The organism is Bradyrhizobium sp. PMVTL-01, from assembly GCF_051861855.1.
Taxonomy (GTDB): Bacteria; Pseudomonadota; Alphaproteobacteria; order Rhizobiales; family Xanthobacteraceae; genus Bradyrhizobium.
In genome coordinates this window covers 1,790,746-1,806,154 of the sequence record NZ_CP193982.1, presented here as the reverse complement: position 1 = coordinate 1,806,154, position 15,409 = coordinate 1,790,746, and the positions used below count along the sequence as shown (strand labels likewise).

The 15,409-nt window shown below is 58.4% G+C and carries 12 protein-coding genes; 8 read left to right on the top strand and 4 right to left on the bottom strand.

All coding sequences use genetic code 11. The annotated features are described in order from the left end of the window. Positions 1-965 precede the first annotated feature (965 nt). A complete protein-coding gene (locus ACRQ5Q_RS08345) occupies positions 966-1,229 on the top strand; it encodes a hypothetical protein (RefSeq protein WP_439397029.1) in 264 nt (87 codons plus the stop codon). Between the two features lie 932 nt (positions 1,230-2,161). Here the strand turns inward: ACRQ5Q_RS08345 and ACRQ5Q_RS08340 are convergent. Further along, positions 2,162-3,348, bottom strand: a protein-coding gene (locus ACRQ5Q_RS08340) for an IS3 family transposase (protein WP_225145105.1) whose coding sequence is annotated in 2 segments (ribosomal slippage) — positions 2,162-3,096 and positions 3,096-3,348 — 1,188 coding nt in all. Because the reading frame shifts where the segments join, the coding sequence is not laid out codon by codon here. Between the two features lie 1,718 nt (positions 3,349-5,066). On the opposite strand from ACRQ5Q_RS08340, the gene ACRQ5Q_RS08335 reads away from it, so the two are divergent. The 5 genes from ACRQ5Q_RS08335 to ACRQ5Q_RS08315 all read left to right on the top strand — a co-directional run bounded on the left by ACRQ5Q_RS08335 (position 5,067) and on the right by ACRQ5Q_RS08315 (position 8,676). Beyond that, the gene (locus ACRQ5Q_RS08335; RefSeq protein WP_439397027.1) at positions 5,067-5,393 is read left to right on the top strand and encodes a hypothetical protein; all 327 of its coding nucleotides are present in this window, start codon (positions 5,067-5,069) and stop codon (positions 5,391-5,393) included. A 720-nt stretch (positions 5,394-6,113) separates the two neighbouring features. Continuing rightward, the gene (locus tag ACRQ5Q_RS08330) at positions 6,114-6,671 is read left to right on the top strand and encodes a hypothetical protein (protein WP_439397025.1); all 558 of its coding nucleotides are present in this window, start codon (positions 6,114-6,116) and stop codon (positions 6,669-6,671) included. Positions 6,672-6,762: 91 nt separating this feature from the next. After that, positions 6,763-6,936, top strand: coding sequence for a DUF6899 family protein (locus ACRQ5Q_RS08325; RefSeq protein ID WP_439397023.1), 174 nt, complete (start codon positions 6,763-6,765; stop codon positions 6,934-6,936). A 401-nt stretch (positions 6,937-7,337) separates the two neighbouring features. After that, positions 7,338-7,889 (top strand): MarR family transcriptional regulator, encoded by a 552-nt coding sequence (locus tag ACRQ5Q_RS08320; protein ID WP_439397021.1) that lies wholly within the window; start codon positions 7,338-7,340, stop codon positions 7,887-7,889. A 295-nt stretch (positions 7,890-8,184) separates the two neighbouring features. Next, positions 8,185-8,676 (top strand): hypothetical protein, encoded by a 492-nt coding sequence (locus ACRQ5Q_RS08315; RefSeq protein ID WP_439397020.1) that lies wholly within the window; start codon positions 8,185-8,187, stop codon positions 8,674-8,676. A gap of 212 nt (positions 8,677-8,888) precedes the next feature. Here the strand turns inward: ACRQ5Q_RS08315 and ACRQ5Q_RS08310 are convergent, their stop codons facing one another. Continuing rightward, positions 8,889-9,077, bottom strand: coding sequence for a zincin-like metallopeptidase domain-containing protein (locus tag ACRQ5Q_RS08310; protein ID WP_439397018.1), 189 nt, complete (start codon positions 9,075-9,077; stop codon positions 8,889-8,891). Positions 9,078-9,850: 773 nt separating this feature from the next. Here ACRQ5Q_RS08310 and ACRQ5Q_RS08305 point away from each other — a divergent pair. After that, positions 9,851-10,799 (top strand): IS630 family transposase gene (locus ACRQ5Q_RS08305; protein WP_439396285.1). Its coding sequence is split into 2 segments (ribosomal slippage): positions 9,851-10,186 and positions 10,188-10,799, totalling 948 coding nucleotides; the frame shifts between segments, so codons are not numbered across the junction. A gap of 222 nt (positions 10,800-11,021) precedes the next feature. Here the strand turns inward: ACRQ5Q_RS08305 and ACRQ5Q_RS08300 are convergent. After that, the gene (locus tag ACRQ5Q_RS08300) at positions 11,022-12,221 is read right to left on the bottom strand and encodes a prolyl oligopeptidase family serine peptidase (RefSeq protein WP_439397016.1); all 1,200 of its coding nucleotides are present in this window, start codon (positions 12,219-12,221) and stop codon (positions 11,022-11,024) included. 153 nt (positions 12,222-12,374) lie between these two features. On the opposite strand from ACRQ5Q_RS08300, the gene ACRQ5Q_RS08295 reads away from it, so the two are divergent. Further along, complete coding sequence (locus ACRQ5Q_RS08295) at positions 12,375-13,814, top strand: IS1182 family transposase (protein ID WP_439397014.1); 1,440 nt, start codon at positions 12,375-12,377, stop codon at positions 13,812-13,814. A 124-nt stretch (positions 13,815-13,938) separates the two neighbouring features. Here the strand turns inward: ACRQ5Q_RS08295 and ACRQ5Q_RS08290 are convergent, their stop codons facing one another. Then, positions 13,939-14,817 (bottom strand): hypothetical protein, encoded by an 879-nt coding sequence (locus ACRQ5Q_RS08290; RefSeq protein ID WP_439397012.1) that lies wholly within the window; start codon positions 14,815-14,817, stop codon positions 13,939-13,941. Positions 14,818-15,409: the final 592 nt, after the last annotated feature.

Genomic DNA, 15,409 nt, shown 5'->3' with positions numbered 1-15,409 from the left:
AGCGCACAAAGAGTAACGCGAGCACGAATGTGTAAAATCAAACACAGACTCGGAGTCGGCAGTAGCGGCAGGTCGAGCGAACAAGGTTAGGCAGCGGTCGTCTCCTGAACCACTCTCGAGAAATATGAACCTGCTTCAGACGCGAATGCGAGGGCATACAAGCACACGCGACCTCGCGCATTTGCGCCACAGCGCGCAGTTTCAAGTGGCAGGTAGTTGCCAGAACCTCCGAGCGGGCGCGGATGTCAGCTGCGGTCTCGTGGATATTTGTTCGAATGACATCCAACGTGTGTTTGATGCAACCTTGGCTGAAGTGCTTCAATGCTGCCTTGGCCGCTACTCTTGGCGCGGGCGACGCTTAGTGAGCAGCGATTCCACCAGAAGGCTTTGGACCGGTCCAGGAACATATCTCCTTGAGAAACTGAACCCGAGCACCTCTGCCCGTAAGCTCGCTAACGAGGTGACGATTGGTTGGGTTAAGCGAACCGCTCGAATTGGAACGAGAAAAGAGAAGGTTTAAACCCCTCCCAGGGCTAAATTTTACCGCTCGGGAAATTCCCCCTTGCTGGACGGCCAGCGTCCAGCTGCTTAAGGCCACTCCACGAACAGGAATTGCAGTGGATTGCTGTGGGCTGCCGATGCTGGTTCGGCGCGACAAACATCGCGCCGGGCGATCACATCCCGTGTCAGTCACCGGCTTTTCGACTTCGTCCGCCACCACTTCTTTTGAGTCGTTCGTCTGGCCTGGGGCTGCATGACATCGTCGCAGGCAGTTCAAGCCGGCGAGGGGTTCAATGAGCCCGGAATGCCTTCTAGATCCCCTCGCGCGAACTGGCGCACCGCTGACTACCGCCGCGCGACATCGAGCTGATTTAGCAGAAATACGACGAATCCTGCCTTCAAACGCCGCGGAACGTCTTGGTTGCAATGTTAATATCCGTCGCCGATCGGCTGGGGGAACAAGCATGGCTCAGGCATTTCGCAGTACCGTCATGGCACTCACTTTTGTCGTCGTCGCCGGCAGCAACATTATTTGGAGTTTGCTGGATGACTACGTCGCGTGCGGCCTAGCGCTAGCCGCTTCAGTCACCGCCGGCTTTTGCGTTGAACGCGCCTCCATCAAACGGTCCCATGGCGAAATGATTCGTCAATACGGCGCAGACTGGCAGGCTGGTAGCAAGCGCATAGAGCCTGGCGGACCAACTAGGGTGGCGAAGGCGGAGAAATGACACTGGATCGGAATATCCTCGAGAGCAGCATGAAGCGGAAGGCGCCTAAGCTGGAGGTGCTCGATTGCCAAACCCCGTTGCAACCCCATGCATCGGCGATCGAGGCGTTGCGGCGCCTGGTACGCCATGCAGTCAACCTTCAATACGGTAGCGCTCTATGACGCCGCGGCAGCGCTGTTCGGCTCGGATTTTGACCGGGCCGAATACCATGAGGTCGACTGAATATATCTGATCTCGAAGCGCTTGCAGCTCTGCAAGCGCAATGAGAAGGCGTGAATTCAACTCTTTGTCCCGTCAGATGCTTCTGGCGAAGGGCCCGATCCTCACCACCACGTCCTTGAAACTTCGTTCGGTTAGATCCCAATGCGCGGCCGCGGTGCGGCCCCAACATAGGCTGCGCGAACCGCGCTGGGACCAGCACCCAGGCGTCATCGAGGACGCGGTCGGATAGCGGACTTGTTGATCGACGATAGCTTGCTTTAGCGTCTCTTGCGAGCTTAGTGAGATTCTAGGCGGTGCGGATGAGCGCTGCCGGCCCCGATGAACTTGCGGGCGCCATCGCTTAGGGGGGGCCTTGTTGAGCCGAACAGCCGTGGCGCCTTTTTGTTTGTAAAGAGCGTGATCACGTCGGCGGGCTGGTTGCGGCGAGGTGCCCGCTCGTCGCTATAATGTCTGCCCATGTCTTCACTTTCTTTCGTGGCAAGGCACAGGAACGGATGGGCATTGACGCATTCGGCCCCTGCTCTTGAAGGCCTTGGTGGACAACTTGCAGGAAGAAAGTCCAGCGTGCCGCCCCGCTGAGAGTCCACAGGTCGCGATCGCGCGACACGAACTCGCCTCCTTGAAAGGCGCTGATCTTTGCTCGGCATCCCGCCGACCTGAGCCCGTTTCCAGCATGACCACGATAGCGGTGCTGACCTGCCACTGCATTTTCATCCAGCGGCAGTTAGAGTCTCGGGGTTTTGTACGCCAAGTGGCGCGGATGGAGCAACGGACGATCGGCGGAGCTGGTCGGGGTTGCGCAGCCGATCGTCCGTTGCGGTGAGGTGGGCGGCGTAGGCCGCGGGGGTCAGGTATTTCAGCGACGAGTGGGGACGCTGGAGATTGTAGTCGGCGACCCAGTTGGCGATCTTGGCGCGGGCGTCATCGAGATCGAAGAACAGGGTCTCGTTGAGTAGCTCATCGCGCATCCGGCCATTGAAACTCTCGACGAAGCCGTTCTGCATCGGCTTTCCCGGCGCAATGAAGTGCCAATCGATGGCTGCGTCCTTGCACCAAGCGAGCATGGCGTTGCAGGTGAATTCGGTGCCATGGTCGGACACGATCATTCCTGGCTTGCCGCGTCGCTGGACGATTGCCGTCAGTTCGCGGGCCACGCGCCGCCCCGAGATCGACGTCTCCGGAATGGCGCCCAGGCATTCCTTGGTGACATCGTCGACGATGTTGAGGATGCGGAAGCGTCGGCCATTGGCGAACTGGTCGTGGACGAAGTCCAGCGACCAGCGCGCGTTCGGCCTCGCCTCGACCAGGATCGGGGCACGGGTCCCCACGGCCTTGCGCCGAGCCCGCCGTTTGCGGACGGTGAGCCCTTCCTCGCGGTAAAGCCGGTAGATCCGGTTGATCCCCGATGGCTCGCCCTCCCGCCGCAGCAAGACGAACAACCGGCGATAGCCGAAACGCCGCCGCTCGTTGGCGAGATCGCGCAATCGGCCACGCAGAACTGCGTCCGGCGGCCGGCTGGAGCGATAGCGGATCATCTTCCGATCCGCGCCCACAATCGAGCAGGCCCGCCGTTCCGACAGGCTCATGACGGCCTGCAGATGCGCGATCGCAGCGCGCTTGGCGGCGGGCCCTACCATTTTTTTGAAAGGAGCTCGCGAAGGGCGGCCGCATCGAGCATCTGCTCGGCCAGAAGCTTCTTCAGCTTCGCGTTCTCCTCTTCCAAGGCCCTCAGCCGCTTCGCTTCGGAAACGTCCATGCCGCCGAATTTGGCCTTCCAATTGTAGATCGTCGCCTCGGAAACACCGTGCTTGCGAGCCAGGTCGGCTGTCTTCGCCCCAGCCTCATGCTCCTTCAATACCGCGATAATCTGCTCTTCCGTGAACCTTGCTCGCTTCATCTGTCCGTCCTTCTTCGGGCCGGACTCTAACTCCTTCTGGAGGAAATACGCAGTGGCAGGTCAGTGCCGCCCGAAGGCGATCCGGAGCGTGCAGCCGAAACGAATGCCGATGAACTCAAAATTGTGCTGAAGGCGCGGATACGAGAACGAAGTCTGGTTGATTTGGGCGGCTCTCGTTCTCAAGCATCTAGAGAAAGCGGGAATGAAATCACCCCAATCGGGATCGCCTTAAGTCAGCAGGACCTGTCGTACTAATCGAAAAACTCCAGGCAAATTTCCCAATCGAACTTCGCAGACGCAAAGGTGAGGGCCTGCGCAAGGCTGTGATTGCCGCCTACAAACTTTCGATACGCGGATCGGTTCAACAACTAAATCAAATGCTCATTCACTGGTGCAACGGGGCGACCTGCTCATGGCACGCTATAGTGACACACTGCAAGGGAAACAGATCCAGCTTGTGCTCGCCTCGAAAAGAAACTGCAGCTGACAACGCGATTCGGAGCACAACGACCACGGAAGCAAGGTATAGCCAGCGAAAATCCAGAAAAGCGTCGCCGAATGTCAAATCCGAACCTAGCGCCGTCATCAAGGGTGATAGCACCACAGAGGCCACCGCGCTCAAAATTGTGGCAACCGTCACTAATCAAGACTCTGACTCCAGCTATTATGAGGTGCAATATCTCGCACTCAATGGGTCCAGAAAGTCGAAACTTATTCCGCGAGAACATTTTCTGACGGCAGCTAAGGCCGCCGATCAACTCCTGAAAGCGGGAGCGAGGCTCAGCAGCCCTGTCTCAGATGTGAAAGCTGCACTCAAGGCTGCTAAGGGTGCTCCGCACTACACGACAACGGGTAGGACCGGCTGACACCAGGACTCGTTCGTTATTCCAACGGAAACTATTGGACCGCTTGCTGGTGAACTGAGATTCGACCGCAGTGTAAATCCTGATCCCGCACTGGGATTGAGAGCAGGTACTCTCCGGGAATGGAGGGGCTCGAAGCGCCCTGCTCCAAATCCGATTACCTCGTCCTCAGAGCAAGTCTCTTCGGGCGATTGGGCACCCCGTCTACAACCCTCTCGAATCCACTTGGACGGAAGCGACGTTTCCGAAGCGCCGCGCGCTCGCAGAATGTGCGCGTTCATCTGCACGGAGGCGGACACCATCGTGCTGTTACTCGGTTGGGAGCACTCACTTGGCTGTAGTGCCGAAGTGCCGCTAAAAACTTCGGGCTTGAAGTCATTGAGTGGCAGCACTGGCGTGATGCGCTCACCCGACACGCGGATGAATTGTGCGCGTGATCCGTTTGCGCGTGGAGTGCCTTTATCAGGTCCACGCGCCTCACATCGTTGCGGGTGTCGCCGTGCGCGACGGCGGCGTGATCGCAGCGGCTCCCATCCTAAGCCGCAATATCGGCCGCTATTGGGAAGGGTGCCGGATTTATCTCAACCAAAGAAATTTGAGTTACGAGCAATGTTAGACGTGCCTTTTGAAGAGCAAAGTTTCGACGTCCGCGAGGCCATGGAGCTTTGGAACACAGCCTTCTGGCAAGCGGCGACCTTGAAACCCACAAGTCCGGTCGCTCACGCAAGACCACCGGTCGCGCAATCAACGCCTATCGCGCAAAGCAGCTCGCCGCCAAGGCCGACTAATGCTGTGGTTCATCTATTGGGCCGTGGTGATGGACCCGGCCGTGTGGCTTCCAAACGAGGATCGCCGATGACGAAGGCACGCAAGCATAAAACCATTATTGAGCTTGCCGAGCTTGGACTGCGGCATCTGGAATGGGAGTGGCTAAGGCTTCTCAACAACTGTCCCAACCGTAGCGCCGAAGGGTTAGAGCGTCTGAAGCGCGACCCTCTCGTGGCGAGACTCTTAGGCGACATCACCAGCGCTGGGGAGACAATCAAGGCCGCCCAAGGGCGCGAACGCATCAAAGGAGGATCGCCGATGACGTGCTTTCTGCTAGGAGCTGGCGGCGTGCTCGCCGTTCTTGCGCTCCGAGAGTTCGCAGGTTGGCTGACCTACATCAACAATCGAGATTGACCAATGACTAAGAAGCGTAAGCCGATTTCTGATCTAGTCGCCGAAGTATGCGACGAAGTGCGCGGCGGGGACATCGTGGAGATTCTTCAGCGGGTCACGAAGGTGCCGGACGAATTCATGGGCAACCTCTCGCAAGTGGGGCTAGCGCTCCGCTTCGCGTGTCCCCGGCCGCCGTCCGGAGGCGCGGCGAATTGTCACCGGCTATGTGTCGGAAGGCGGTGACACGTGGCGCGAGACATGGAAGCGCAACCCACGCACGCCCAGCGAATGGCTCAGCTATGAGCGTGTGCGCGCGGAGGGCCCACCCCAGCCACCGCAAGCCGCGACCGGCGCGAGTGATCGTCCGCCCCGTCACGATCCGGGGCAAGCAAAAAATGCGGGATACGCCGTGTTGGCTGCGCTGGTCTGGTTTTCACGCCGCATGGTTCGCCTAATGTCAAGGCCGACAATCAGCCGCCGTTGATTGACAAGCTAGTGATGGTGCACAGTGACGGCCGAAGCTGGGCGGCTGATGCGCTATTGTGCGAAGTAGAGCAACGCTTCGTCGGCGAGCCTCTTGACAAGTGGAAGCAGCAACCCACGTACGGCGGGAACCTCACCGATGACCTAGGAGGCTCTAGAGTGGGAAGCCGACACGATCAAGCATGGCAAATAGCATGAACTTTCTTCCGGAGTGGGTGAAACCCGGCGCCGCGTTCTCGGCGCAGGGCAAGAGCTGGCATGTCCGCGGCATTGTTGATGGTCGGGCCGTCTGTCGCCGTTGGCGGCACGCTAAGCAGCGCTGGCAATACGAAGTGCTTGGTGCCGCTTGGTTTGATGTTTTCGGACAGATTATCGTACGACGCGATGAGTGAGTTCCTTTACGACGAGGCGCGGTCGATCCTCTGCGGAGAACGCTTAGGCCAAGGTACGGCGAGCGAGGTGTTCCTGCTCAAGCCAAATCCCGACTTCGTGGTCAAGCTTGAAATCACGGCCCAATCCTTCCAGAACGTCGCCGAGTGGGAGATCTGGTCTTACGTGCGTGGCAATCCCATGGAGAGGTGGTTCGCGCCCTGCAAGATGATCTCCGACTCTGGAACGATGCTGATACAGCGTCGCGTCCAGCCATTGCGCCTTCACGAATTGCCCAAGCGCATCCCCGAGTTTTTGTGTGACTTGAAGCCTGAGAATTTCGGGCTGTTGGATGGACGGTTCGTATGCAGCGATTACGGGACAATGGTGCGCTCGTTGAGTCTAGCTTCGAAAAGACTGGTGAAGGCTGAATGGAGAGGCGTTTGACGTGGCTCGATGTCGGCTTTTCACTACATAGGCGTTGCCGTCGTCAGTTGCGCGCAACTACATTGAAAACCATGGGCTGCGGTATCAGCACATGAACGACGTGTTGGGTGCGCTGGACGGCGCAAAGGCTGAGTTCTACCGCCGCGTTGCGGCGCCCTATGAGGACGCCAAGATTGCGGATAGCGGCGACGTGTACCCAAGCCTTCGGCATGCGTTGTTCTCCGGCTCCTGGTTTCGAAGCCTGGAGCCGGCTCCGACAGGTTGATTCTGCGGCGTACGTTTGTTCTAGTGATTCAGTGAGCAACTATCGATGACGTAGAAATTCTCGCCGTCCAAGCGCGCGGCGCGGCAGGTGCCGCTTTGGGAGCGGACTCGCGACCTTAAGGGCCTCACACGCTGTAACTGCGTCAAAAGCAGTTCATGACGCCGGAATTCTGCGTGTAATGCTTAGCTTTTGAGCAATTTCACCGTGGCGAGTATGTGAAGGTGCTTTGCACCTAGGCCGCTTCGCCAACGGGCGACCTGCAAAGAAGCCTGGCACGGAAGGGAGTTTGGTGGGATTTATTGGCCCGAGATTTGACGCTTCGAGGTAAGCGCATATGTAGTCCCCGCCAACTGAGCTCTGCTCGCCCGGAATAGTTTGAGGATGGAGCTCCCTTAAATCTGATGCCGTCCAAGCTGCCAGGATCGAAAAGACGGCTCGGGAAGAGCCTTACCGTACGTCAGGATGTGCTCAGGCGATTCACGTGGGAGATCAGAGCCATTAACGTGTGCTTGGACGACCTTCGCTATTTCCAGGCGCATGCGCTGGGCATTGCTGCACCACAAATGATGATCTTGATGGCATTGCTCGACTTGGAACAGGGCGGCGGTGTTCCAGTCAACGTGGTTGCAAAGTTGATGAAGGTTGAGTCGGCCTTCATTACGAAGCATTCGAAACAGCTTGAGGACAAGCGATTCGTGCGACGCGAGCGCTGCGCGAACGATGCACGAATCGTTAACCTGTCGCTAACCGACAGCGCTCGCAGAGCACTTGCGAGCATCGCGTCTCAGCAGGAAGAACTTGATGAGTTTGTTTCTGGTTATCTCGATATCGCGGACTTTGCAAAGCTGGCTAGTTGCCTTAGCGGAGTCAGGCAACGACTGGAAAAGGCGCGCCTGCACGCCGCGTTAAAGATGCAAGAACCTTCAAGAGAGCAGCAACTGCGCGACGCCTAACTGGTCAACAACTTGAGACCACGAGCCGACTCGCCGCGACGCTCAGAGCGAGCGCACCCAAATCTGGGTTTGCTTGATACTTCTCTTCTGTTAAGAACGCATTGTTTTGCAGCCTACCTCGACGTGCGATCGAATTGCGGCAGTACCGTCGTCGATGTCTTACAGCAGAGAAGCAGGGATTCCTAGACAACTGGGGCCTCTGCGGACAGTCGGGCGTATTGAGAGCCATGGCACTACGTTAACAGGCGCGCCGGATCGGGCGCATCCTGTTCTTGCGTTTTCATAGCAATTTCACATGACCCCTATTGAAGCAATCAAACGTTGGTACGTGTCCCTGGACGATGAACTTCAAACAGACATCGCGTATATGTTCGTATCTCTCACGTTGGGGGACTGCCAGTTTTCGCCTGCTGCAGCCGTTCGAAGACTGCTGCAATGGTTCGACCTGCGCAGCGCGGGCTCGGAACATGAGGACGCGTTAGCGGCGGTCGTGTTTCGCGCCTCGTTCGAATACATGTTTGCCGACCGCTTCACGTGCGCCGGCTGGACCTTTCCCGAACAATTATTCAAAGATGTGATCCGCGAGGCTGCTGAAGGGAAAGAGGCAAGCAAGATCGCAACGACGGCATTTCGATTGCTCCGGAACATTCCCGACCGAAAAACAAAGTGGAGAGAGGCTGGTGAGAATTGGAATGCCTTGGTCAACTCGGTACTCAACGACGATGCGCTGAAGCAATGGACCCACGAGCAATTCCTGGCGAGCGACTTCGGGCCAACGCAAGACTAAAAATACCCCGGAAGTCTTGGAAGAATGCCGATTCAGAATGAAATTTCGTGAGACCAGCCAGCACGACGATTAGAAGGGCAACTCAATAAGGCGCGCCGCGGCTCAGGCCGAGGCGGAATTTTGGCTTGAAACCGATACAGGAAGTTCGCCGCCTGCTGGGCATTGGACGAGGTCTTGAAGATCGCGCGTTTGTTGTTCTTCAGCACCTTGATCTAACAGGGCATATAGGAGGCGTGCGCCTCCCTGATCTCCGGTGTCAGGCCGGGATCGGCGGACGGGAAGGCCGCGCCAAACTCTGCGACTAACCCTTCCATGGCATAGCCTTCATCGCCGAAGCGCTTGCGGCCGAACTCGCGATCGGGCGGCTCTCGTGGCGGGATGTAGTGTCCAACGCCAGTCATCGCGCGGGCTTGCGGCAGAAATGGAGCTTCGGGGTCCTCACCTTTTCAGGTGGTGTACCGACCTTTGCCAGAGTCCCTGCAAAGCCACCGCGATGGGTCGGAGCGAGATGTAAAACAGTGCGGTCGCGGTTCGGTGCTAACCGCCCGGGGGCTAAGACCAGGCCAACTAGTTCCTACCCCATCCGCACTGCCGTTGAGACTTGCGGAAAGGTGACTCGGCGCTGATCGATCTGGAGCAATAGCGCTGTCCCCGCCACTCCCGCTAACCGTAAAGGGCTCTGTATCTGTGATAGCTTACCGCAAGCTGACAGCCAGGCCTTTGCGCAGTCGGTCAATGGTCGAGCTATCAATACCCGCTCGATCTGCGACGTAATTCCTGCAACCACTCAGACATGCTCTCAGTCTGTCAGCCCGTCACGACTTCAGGATCACCCGGACGGTTCAGGCTGCTGATCAGTGAGACATTGTCGGTCGCGGACCATTGTAGGCTCTGTGATGCGAGAGAAAATGCAGCATCGCACGACTGAGCGACGTAAGGCGGGTCAGCAATAGATGGAAAGCAGCGCGGATGCGACCTTGGGCCCTCGAGGGGACTTGATGAGAAAGGCGCTATCCCTATCCGCATCCGACTGACAATTAAGTTAGCCACGGGATCGAGAGGCTAACGCACCGGTTCGCCCTAGAGCGGTTCACGGATTTATTGAATCGGAAGGGATTCCGGGTCTGGGACGAATATGATTCAAGATGCTGGCTGGGCTGGAGGCCAGCATCCGATGGTCCGACCAATTTCCAACGATTTGCGTAAGCGTGCGGTATCCGCTGTTGCCAAAGGTGAGAGCTGCCGATCTGTGGCGGAACGGTTTGGCGTTGCTGTCTCGTCAGTTGTGAAGTGGTCACAGCGTTATCGAACGACCGGCTCGGTAGCGCCTGGCAAGATGGGTGGTCACCGCAAGCCTGTGCTTGATCCGCACCGCGCCTTCATCGTCGAGCGGATCACTCAGACGCCGCACCTGACGCTGCATGGTCTGAAGGCGGAACTGGCAGCCCGTGGGGTCAAGGTCTCACACAATGCGGTCTGGCTGTTCCTGCGCCGGGAAGGGCTGCGGTTCAAAAAAAACACTGTTCGCCCTCGAACAGGCTCGCGCCGACGTCTCTCGTAGGCGCTTGCGTTGGCGAGCCTGGCAGGCCGGGCTCGATCCGGGCCGGCTCGTCTTCATCGATGAGACCTGGATCAAGACCAACATGGCCCCTTTGCGAGGCTGGGGACCCAAAGGGGTGCGCCTGCGCGGCTTCGCTCCGCACGGTCACTGGCGTACCCTCACATTCCTCGGCGCGCTCCGCCATGACCAACTCACGGCACCCTGCGTCTTCGATGGCCCGATCAACGGTGAATGCTTCCGTGGTTACGTAAAGCACATTCTCCTGCCAACCCTGCGTGAAGGCGACATCGTCATTCTCGACAATCTCGGAAGCCATAAGTCGAAAGCCGTCAGGCAAATGATCAAGGCTGCTGGCGCCAGACTCTGGTACCTGCCGCCATACTCGCCCGACCTCAACCCAATCGAACAGGCCTTCTCCAAGATCAAACACTGGATGCGGCAAGCTCAGAAGCGCTCAATCGAGGAGACTTGGCGCCATATCGGTCACCTCGTCCAAGACATCCAGCCTCGCGAATGCGCCAACTACTTCGCCAGCGCCGGTTATGCTTCAATCAAAATGTGAAACGCTCTAAGGGCTGTTCACACGAATGCCTAGTGGGTATTAACGGGAAATTGGCCTTGAGTGACCTACCCGGAGTAATAGGCGAGACTGAGGGCGTAGCTGATGACTCGTTTTCGTCCGCAGCATAGTCGTGGCGAATGAGCAAAACCGGCTTGCCGCGCACCGCTGCCCATAACGTCGTCCGCCAGCCGTCATCATTGGAGTAGATCTTACTCCTCGACATCACTCATCGACAAGCCGCCGGGATGCATAGGTATATTCTAAAGCGATCCGGCGTGCCTGTTCAATGAGGTTGGCGGCGGCGCTATGCCCCCCGTCGGTATTCTCATAGTAGAGGTACGGTTGGCCCAACGCAGCGAGCCTCGCCGCTGCCTTGCGGCCATGCGCTGGATGCACGCGGTCGTCCTTGGTGGACGTGAGAATGAAGGGGGCCGGGTAAGTCTTGCCTGGCACCAACCTCTGATATGGCGAGTAGGCCTCGAGCCACTTGCGCTGTTCGGGAATGGTGGGATCGCCATACTCCCCGATCCAGGAGGCTCCGGCGCCCAGCTTGGTGAACCGAACCATGTCGAGCAGCGGAACCTGTAAGATGGCCGCGTGGAAGAGCTCGGGTCGTTGGGTGATTGCGGTCCCTACCAAGAGGCCTCCTTGGCTACCGCCGACTACTCCAAGCCGGCGGGGAGAAGTGATTTTGCGCCGGATCAAGTCCTCCGCGACTGCGATAAAGTCATCCCATGTGCGCTGCTTCGTTGCTCCTTGGGCAGTCTGGTGCCATTGGGGCCCGAACTCACCCCCGCCGCGCAGGTTCGCGACAACATACGCGTTGCCCTGCTCGAGCCAGAGTCGTCCGGTGAGGCTTACGTAAGAGGGGATGAGCGGAGTCTGAAACCCACCATAGCCATAGAGAAGAGTTGGAGTTGATCCGTCAAACCTTGCGCTCTTGGCTCGTAGCAGAAAGTAAGGAATGCGAGTGCCATCGCGCGAGATTGCCTCGAACTGTTCGACGACAAGTCTCGAGGCGTCGAACCTAGGAGGTGTCGCTTTCAGTGTCTCAAGGCGTTCGGTCGCACCGTCGAAATACCAGAGCGTCGTCGGGCTAAGAAAGCTGCAGACGGTGAACATCACCTCGTCCGTTTCATGCGATGCCGCAGCCAGACTGACACTCGCATTCTCTGGAAGCGGGATCGGCGTGGCCTGCCAGGCGCCCTGATGGTACTTGTAGACGAACGCCCTACTCTGAACATTGTCGAGAACCGTTAGGATCAACAAGTTTCTTGTGGCGGTGAATCCGCCGAGCGCTTGTCGAGGCCCAGACTTGAAAACGAGCGTGGGTCTGGCGCGCAGCGGATCCTGCTTCCATTCGGCCACGTCATACGAGATGATCGAGCCGGCTGAGAAGGGGGTGTCTCCAGACGGTGGCATCCAGTCTTCGTTTAGCGTCACCAGCAGGCGACCACTCGCGATGCCCCCGATGGTGGCCTTCTTTGGCAGATTGAGCTTAGTCGGCCTGGACCCTGGCTGCGTGAAAACAACGAGTCAGATAGAGATCGTCTGTGGGCTTTTCGGAGACGGTCGATGCGACGGTTCATTGAAGGCGCGGATCGCAATCAATCGACGTTGTTGCCGGAATGCCTCGATGATTGGGTCGCTGAGAGCAATCCTGTTCGTGTTGTCGATGCGTTTGTCGAAGCACTTGATCTTGACGAGATGGGTTTTGAGGACATCGAACCGTTGCCGACAGGGCGACCCGGCTATCATCCAGCGGTGCTGCTCAAGCTGTACATCTACGGCTATCTCAACCGCATCCAGTCGAGCCGCCGGCTGGAGCGCGAGGCAAGACGCAATCTCGAGGTGATCTGGCTGTTACAACGGCTTTCGCCGGACGACAAGACGATCGCCGACTTTCGTCGCGACAACGGCCTCGGTATCAGGAAGGTGTGCGCGAAGTTCGTTGAGCTTTGCCGGCGCATGGGATTGCTGACGCAGGCGAGCGTCGCCATCGACGGTTCGAAGTTCAAGGCAGTCAACACGCGTGACAAGAACTTCACAAAGGGCAAGGTCGAGCGCCGTCGCCAGCAACTGGAGGAGAGCGTCTCGCGTTATCTCGCACAGCTCGACACGGCAGATCTGCAGGAGCCATCTGAGACTCTCGCTGCGAAGACAGCGCATCTAAAGGAAAAGCTCACCAAGCTCAAGAGCGAGATGCACAAGCTTGAAGCCTACGAAGAGGCGATGCTGGCATCACCAGATCAACAGATCTCGCTGACCGATCCCGACAGTCGGTCTATGGCAACGAGTGGCCGTGGCTCGGGCGTCGTTGGCTACAATGTGCAGGTTGCCGTAGATACCGAGCATCATCTCATCATCGCGCACGAAGTAACGAATAGCGGCTCGGATCGCGCTCAACTGGCAAATATGGGCAAACAGGCCAAGGCCGTGCTCGGCGTGGACAAACTCGAGGCGGTGGCCGATCGCGGCTATTACGCAGGCGAGGAGATCAAGGCTTGCGCCGACGCTGATATCCTAGTGACTCTACCGAAGCCAAACACGACCGGCATGGAGGCGAAGGGCAAGTTTGGAAAGCACGACTTCGCATATCTGGCCAAGCAGGATGTGTATCGCTGCCCGGCTGGCGAGTTGCTGGCATATTGGCTTACAACAGTGGATGGCGAACGCACCATTCGGCGCTACGTCACGAAAGCCTGTGGGAGTTGCCTACTGAAGGCGCGCTGCACCACGGCCAAAAACCGCGTCATCTCTCGTTGGGAGCATGAGCACGTCATGGAGGATGTCCAGAAGCGGCTCGACGCTGATCCTCAGGCGATGCGTCGCCGCCGCGAGACGGTCGAGCACCCGTTCGGCACACTGAAGATGCGCATGGGCGCGACGCACTTCCTGACAAAGCGCTTGTCGAAGGTCGCCACTGAGATGGCGCTGCACGTGCTCGCCTACAATCTCACGCGCGTGATGAACATCATGGGTGCTGGTGCGCTGATCGCGGCGATTCAGGCCTGAGGAGGAGTGCTGTCGCGCGTGCCGCCAACCCCATCATCCGATCACAGCAACTCGAGCAAGCCACTGGGCTCGCTTCCGGCGCTTCGCCAGAAATTTTGGGGCCAATCGGGACCCATGGGGCGGTTCAAAGCGGCGTCCCCCGCAATGAAACGTTTTCACGCGGCCAAGACCCAAAGAGAACATACTCATGCTCGAACGAACTGATGCTGCGGACGGCGCCCGTCGCATGGATCGTGCCTTCAGTGTCGCGCAGCACTAAGGGTCTGGCCGCAACATCGGTCGGCTCGCCACGGAAGACCTCATGCGCTTCCGCGAGCGACTGAGCGCGCTTGAGCTCCTTCACAACGAAAGGGTAACCGGCTTGCGTCAGCGTCCCTTCGCCCCAATCTCGTGTAATCAGGACCGTGTCCCTGTTTACCCAAGTGACCTCCTGTTTTCCCTCCGGAAGTGCGAAGCCGTTCGTAACGAAGGTTTTGGCGACTGCGTCGAACTCCCGGACGAACACAGCGTCTTTTCCGCCCTCGGACAGCTTGAGCAAGCATAGGCGCTCTTCGGGCGGAAGGCAGCTCACCCCTTTAAGAACCCAGTTCTTCTTGTCCGCGTCAGAAAGAGCATCCACGTCGAGGATGGTCTCCCATCGAGGGCTCTGGGTGCGATAGCTTTCTAGCGTCGTACGCCGCAAGACGCCGCGCACGTGGTTCTCGTCCTGCCAGAAATTATCAAGCCCGCGCCGTCCCAATGAGACGTACGGAATCCGGTCCTTGGCCTGAAGAACGTAGAGCGCTTTCCCGTAGAAGCGCGGGTAACGTGGATCAGATTGGAGCGCACTGAGTGTCTTGTCGTTCTCGGTGCGAGCCCAAGCCAATGCGCCCCGCCCTTCGATTTCCTCAAGCCAAAGAAAAGGATCCTCAGCCCCGCTCGCAGGCGCTAGCGCCTGGGACAGTCCCGTGGCCACCAAACAGCTCATGGATAGCGACGCTGCGAGAAAAAGCGCATTTTTCATGGTAGCTGTCCTGAATTAGCCAGCTGGACTTGGGCGTCTTGCTAGGAGAGCGGGAGCATTCGGAAAATGCATACTCGGTTTGAAAGAGCGGCCATGCGGGAACTGCGTCCGCTGGCCTTCGATTGTGCAAGCAGCGTGCCGCTTGAAAATCGGAGGTTTTCCAGTCGCTTCCATCCTATGGTGTCGACTTTTCGACGTCCGTCTCAAACCTGATAATCGGTCCTTGGCGGCATGTTGCGCAGCGGCCGCCTTGCTCATCGTCGCAGTACGAAAATCCTCCACGATCGCTTGCGCCACCGTTCCGCCACTCACAACTCGGCTATCGGCAGCATCCTCCGTCGACACTTTCGACTTTAGGTGTGAAGTGGGAGCACACATCCGATCTTCGCGGCCTGCTGATCGCCTGGCCGGCACCATCAGTGCCCGCGCAGGTCGCCCGTACTCGATGTGATTTGAGTTGGCTGGGAGAGACTTGAGGCGAATGGCCTTGAGCAACGCCTTTGTCCGCCAGCCCAACGCGTAACCTGCGGCAGGTTGGCGGCCGAGCCCGTATGGAAGGCGCTGGGCGCCACCATTCCTAAATTCCGCAGTG

Bases quoted from the DNA above. Each gene is read 5' to 3' on its own strand.
- ACRQ5Q_RS08335 (WP_439397027.1), top strand. From the start codon at position 5,067: ATGACGAAGGCACGCAAGCATAAAACCATTATTGAGCTTGCCGAGCTT.
- ACRQ5Q_RS08315 (WP_439397020.1), top strand. From the start codon at position 8,185: ATGACCCCTATTGAAGCAATCAAACGTTGGTACGTGTCCCTGGACGAT.
- ACRQ5Q_RS08295 (WP_439397014.1), top strand. From the start codon at position 12,375: ATGCGACGGTTCATTGAAGGCGCGGATCGCAATCAATCGACGTTGTTG.
- ACRQ5Q_RS08330 (WP_439397025.1), top strand. From the start codon at position 6,114: ATGTCCGCGGCATTGTTGATGGTCGGGCCGTCTGTCGCCGTTGGCGGC.
- ACRQ5Q_RS08325 (WP_439397023.1), top strand. From the start codon at position 6,763: ATGAACGACGTGTTGGGTGCGCTGGACGGCGCAAAGGCTGAGTTCTAC.
- ACRQ5Q_RS08345 (WP_439397029.1), top strand. From the start codon at position 966: ATGGCTCAGGCATTTCGCAGTACCGTCATGGCACTCACTTTTGTCGTC.
- ACRQ5Q_RS08320 (WP_439397021.1), top strand. From the start codon at position 7,338: ATGCCGTCCAAGCTGCCAGGATCGAAAAGACGGCTCGGGAAGAGCCTT.
- ACRQ5Q_RS08290 (WP_439397012.1), bottom strand. From the start codon at position 14,817: ATGAAAAATGCGCTTTTTCTCGCAGCGTCGCTATCCATGAGCTGTTTG.
- ACRQ5Q_RS08310 (WP_439397018.1), bottom strand. From the start codon at position 9,077: ATGACTGGCGTTGGACACTACATCCCGCCACGAGAGCCGCCCGATCGC.
- ACRQ5Q_RS08300 (WP_439397016.1), bottom strand. From the start codon at position 12,221: ATGCCACCGTCTGGAGACACCCCCTTCTCAGCCGGCTCGATCATCTCG.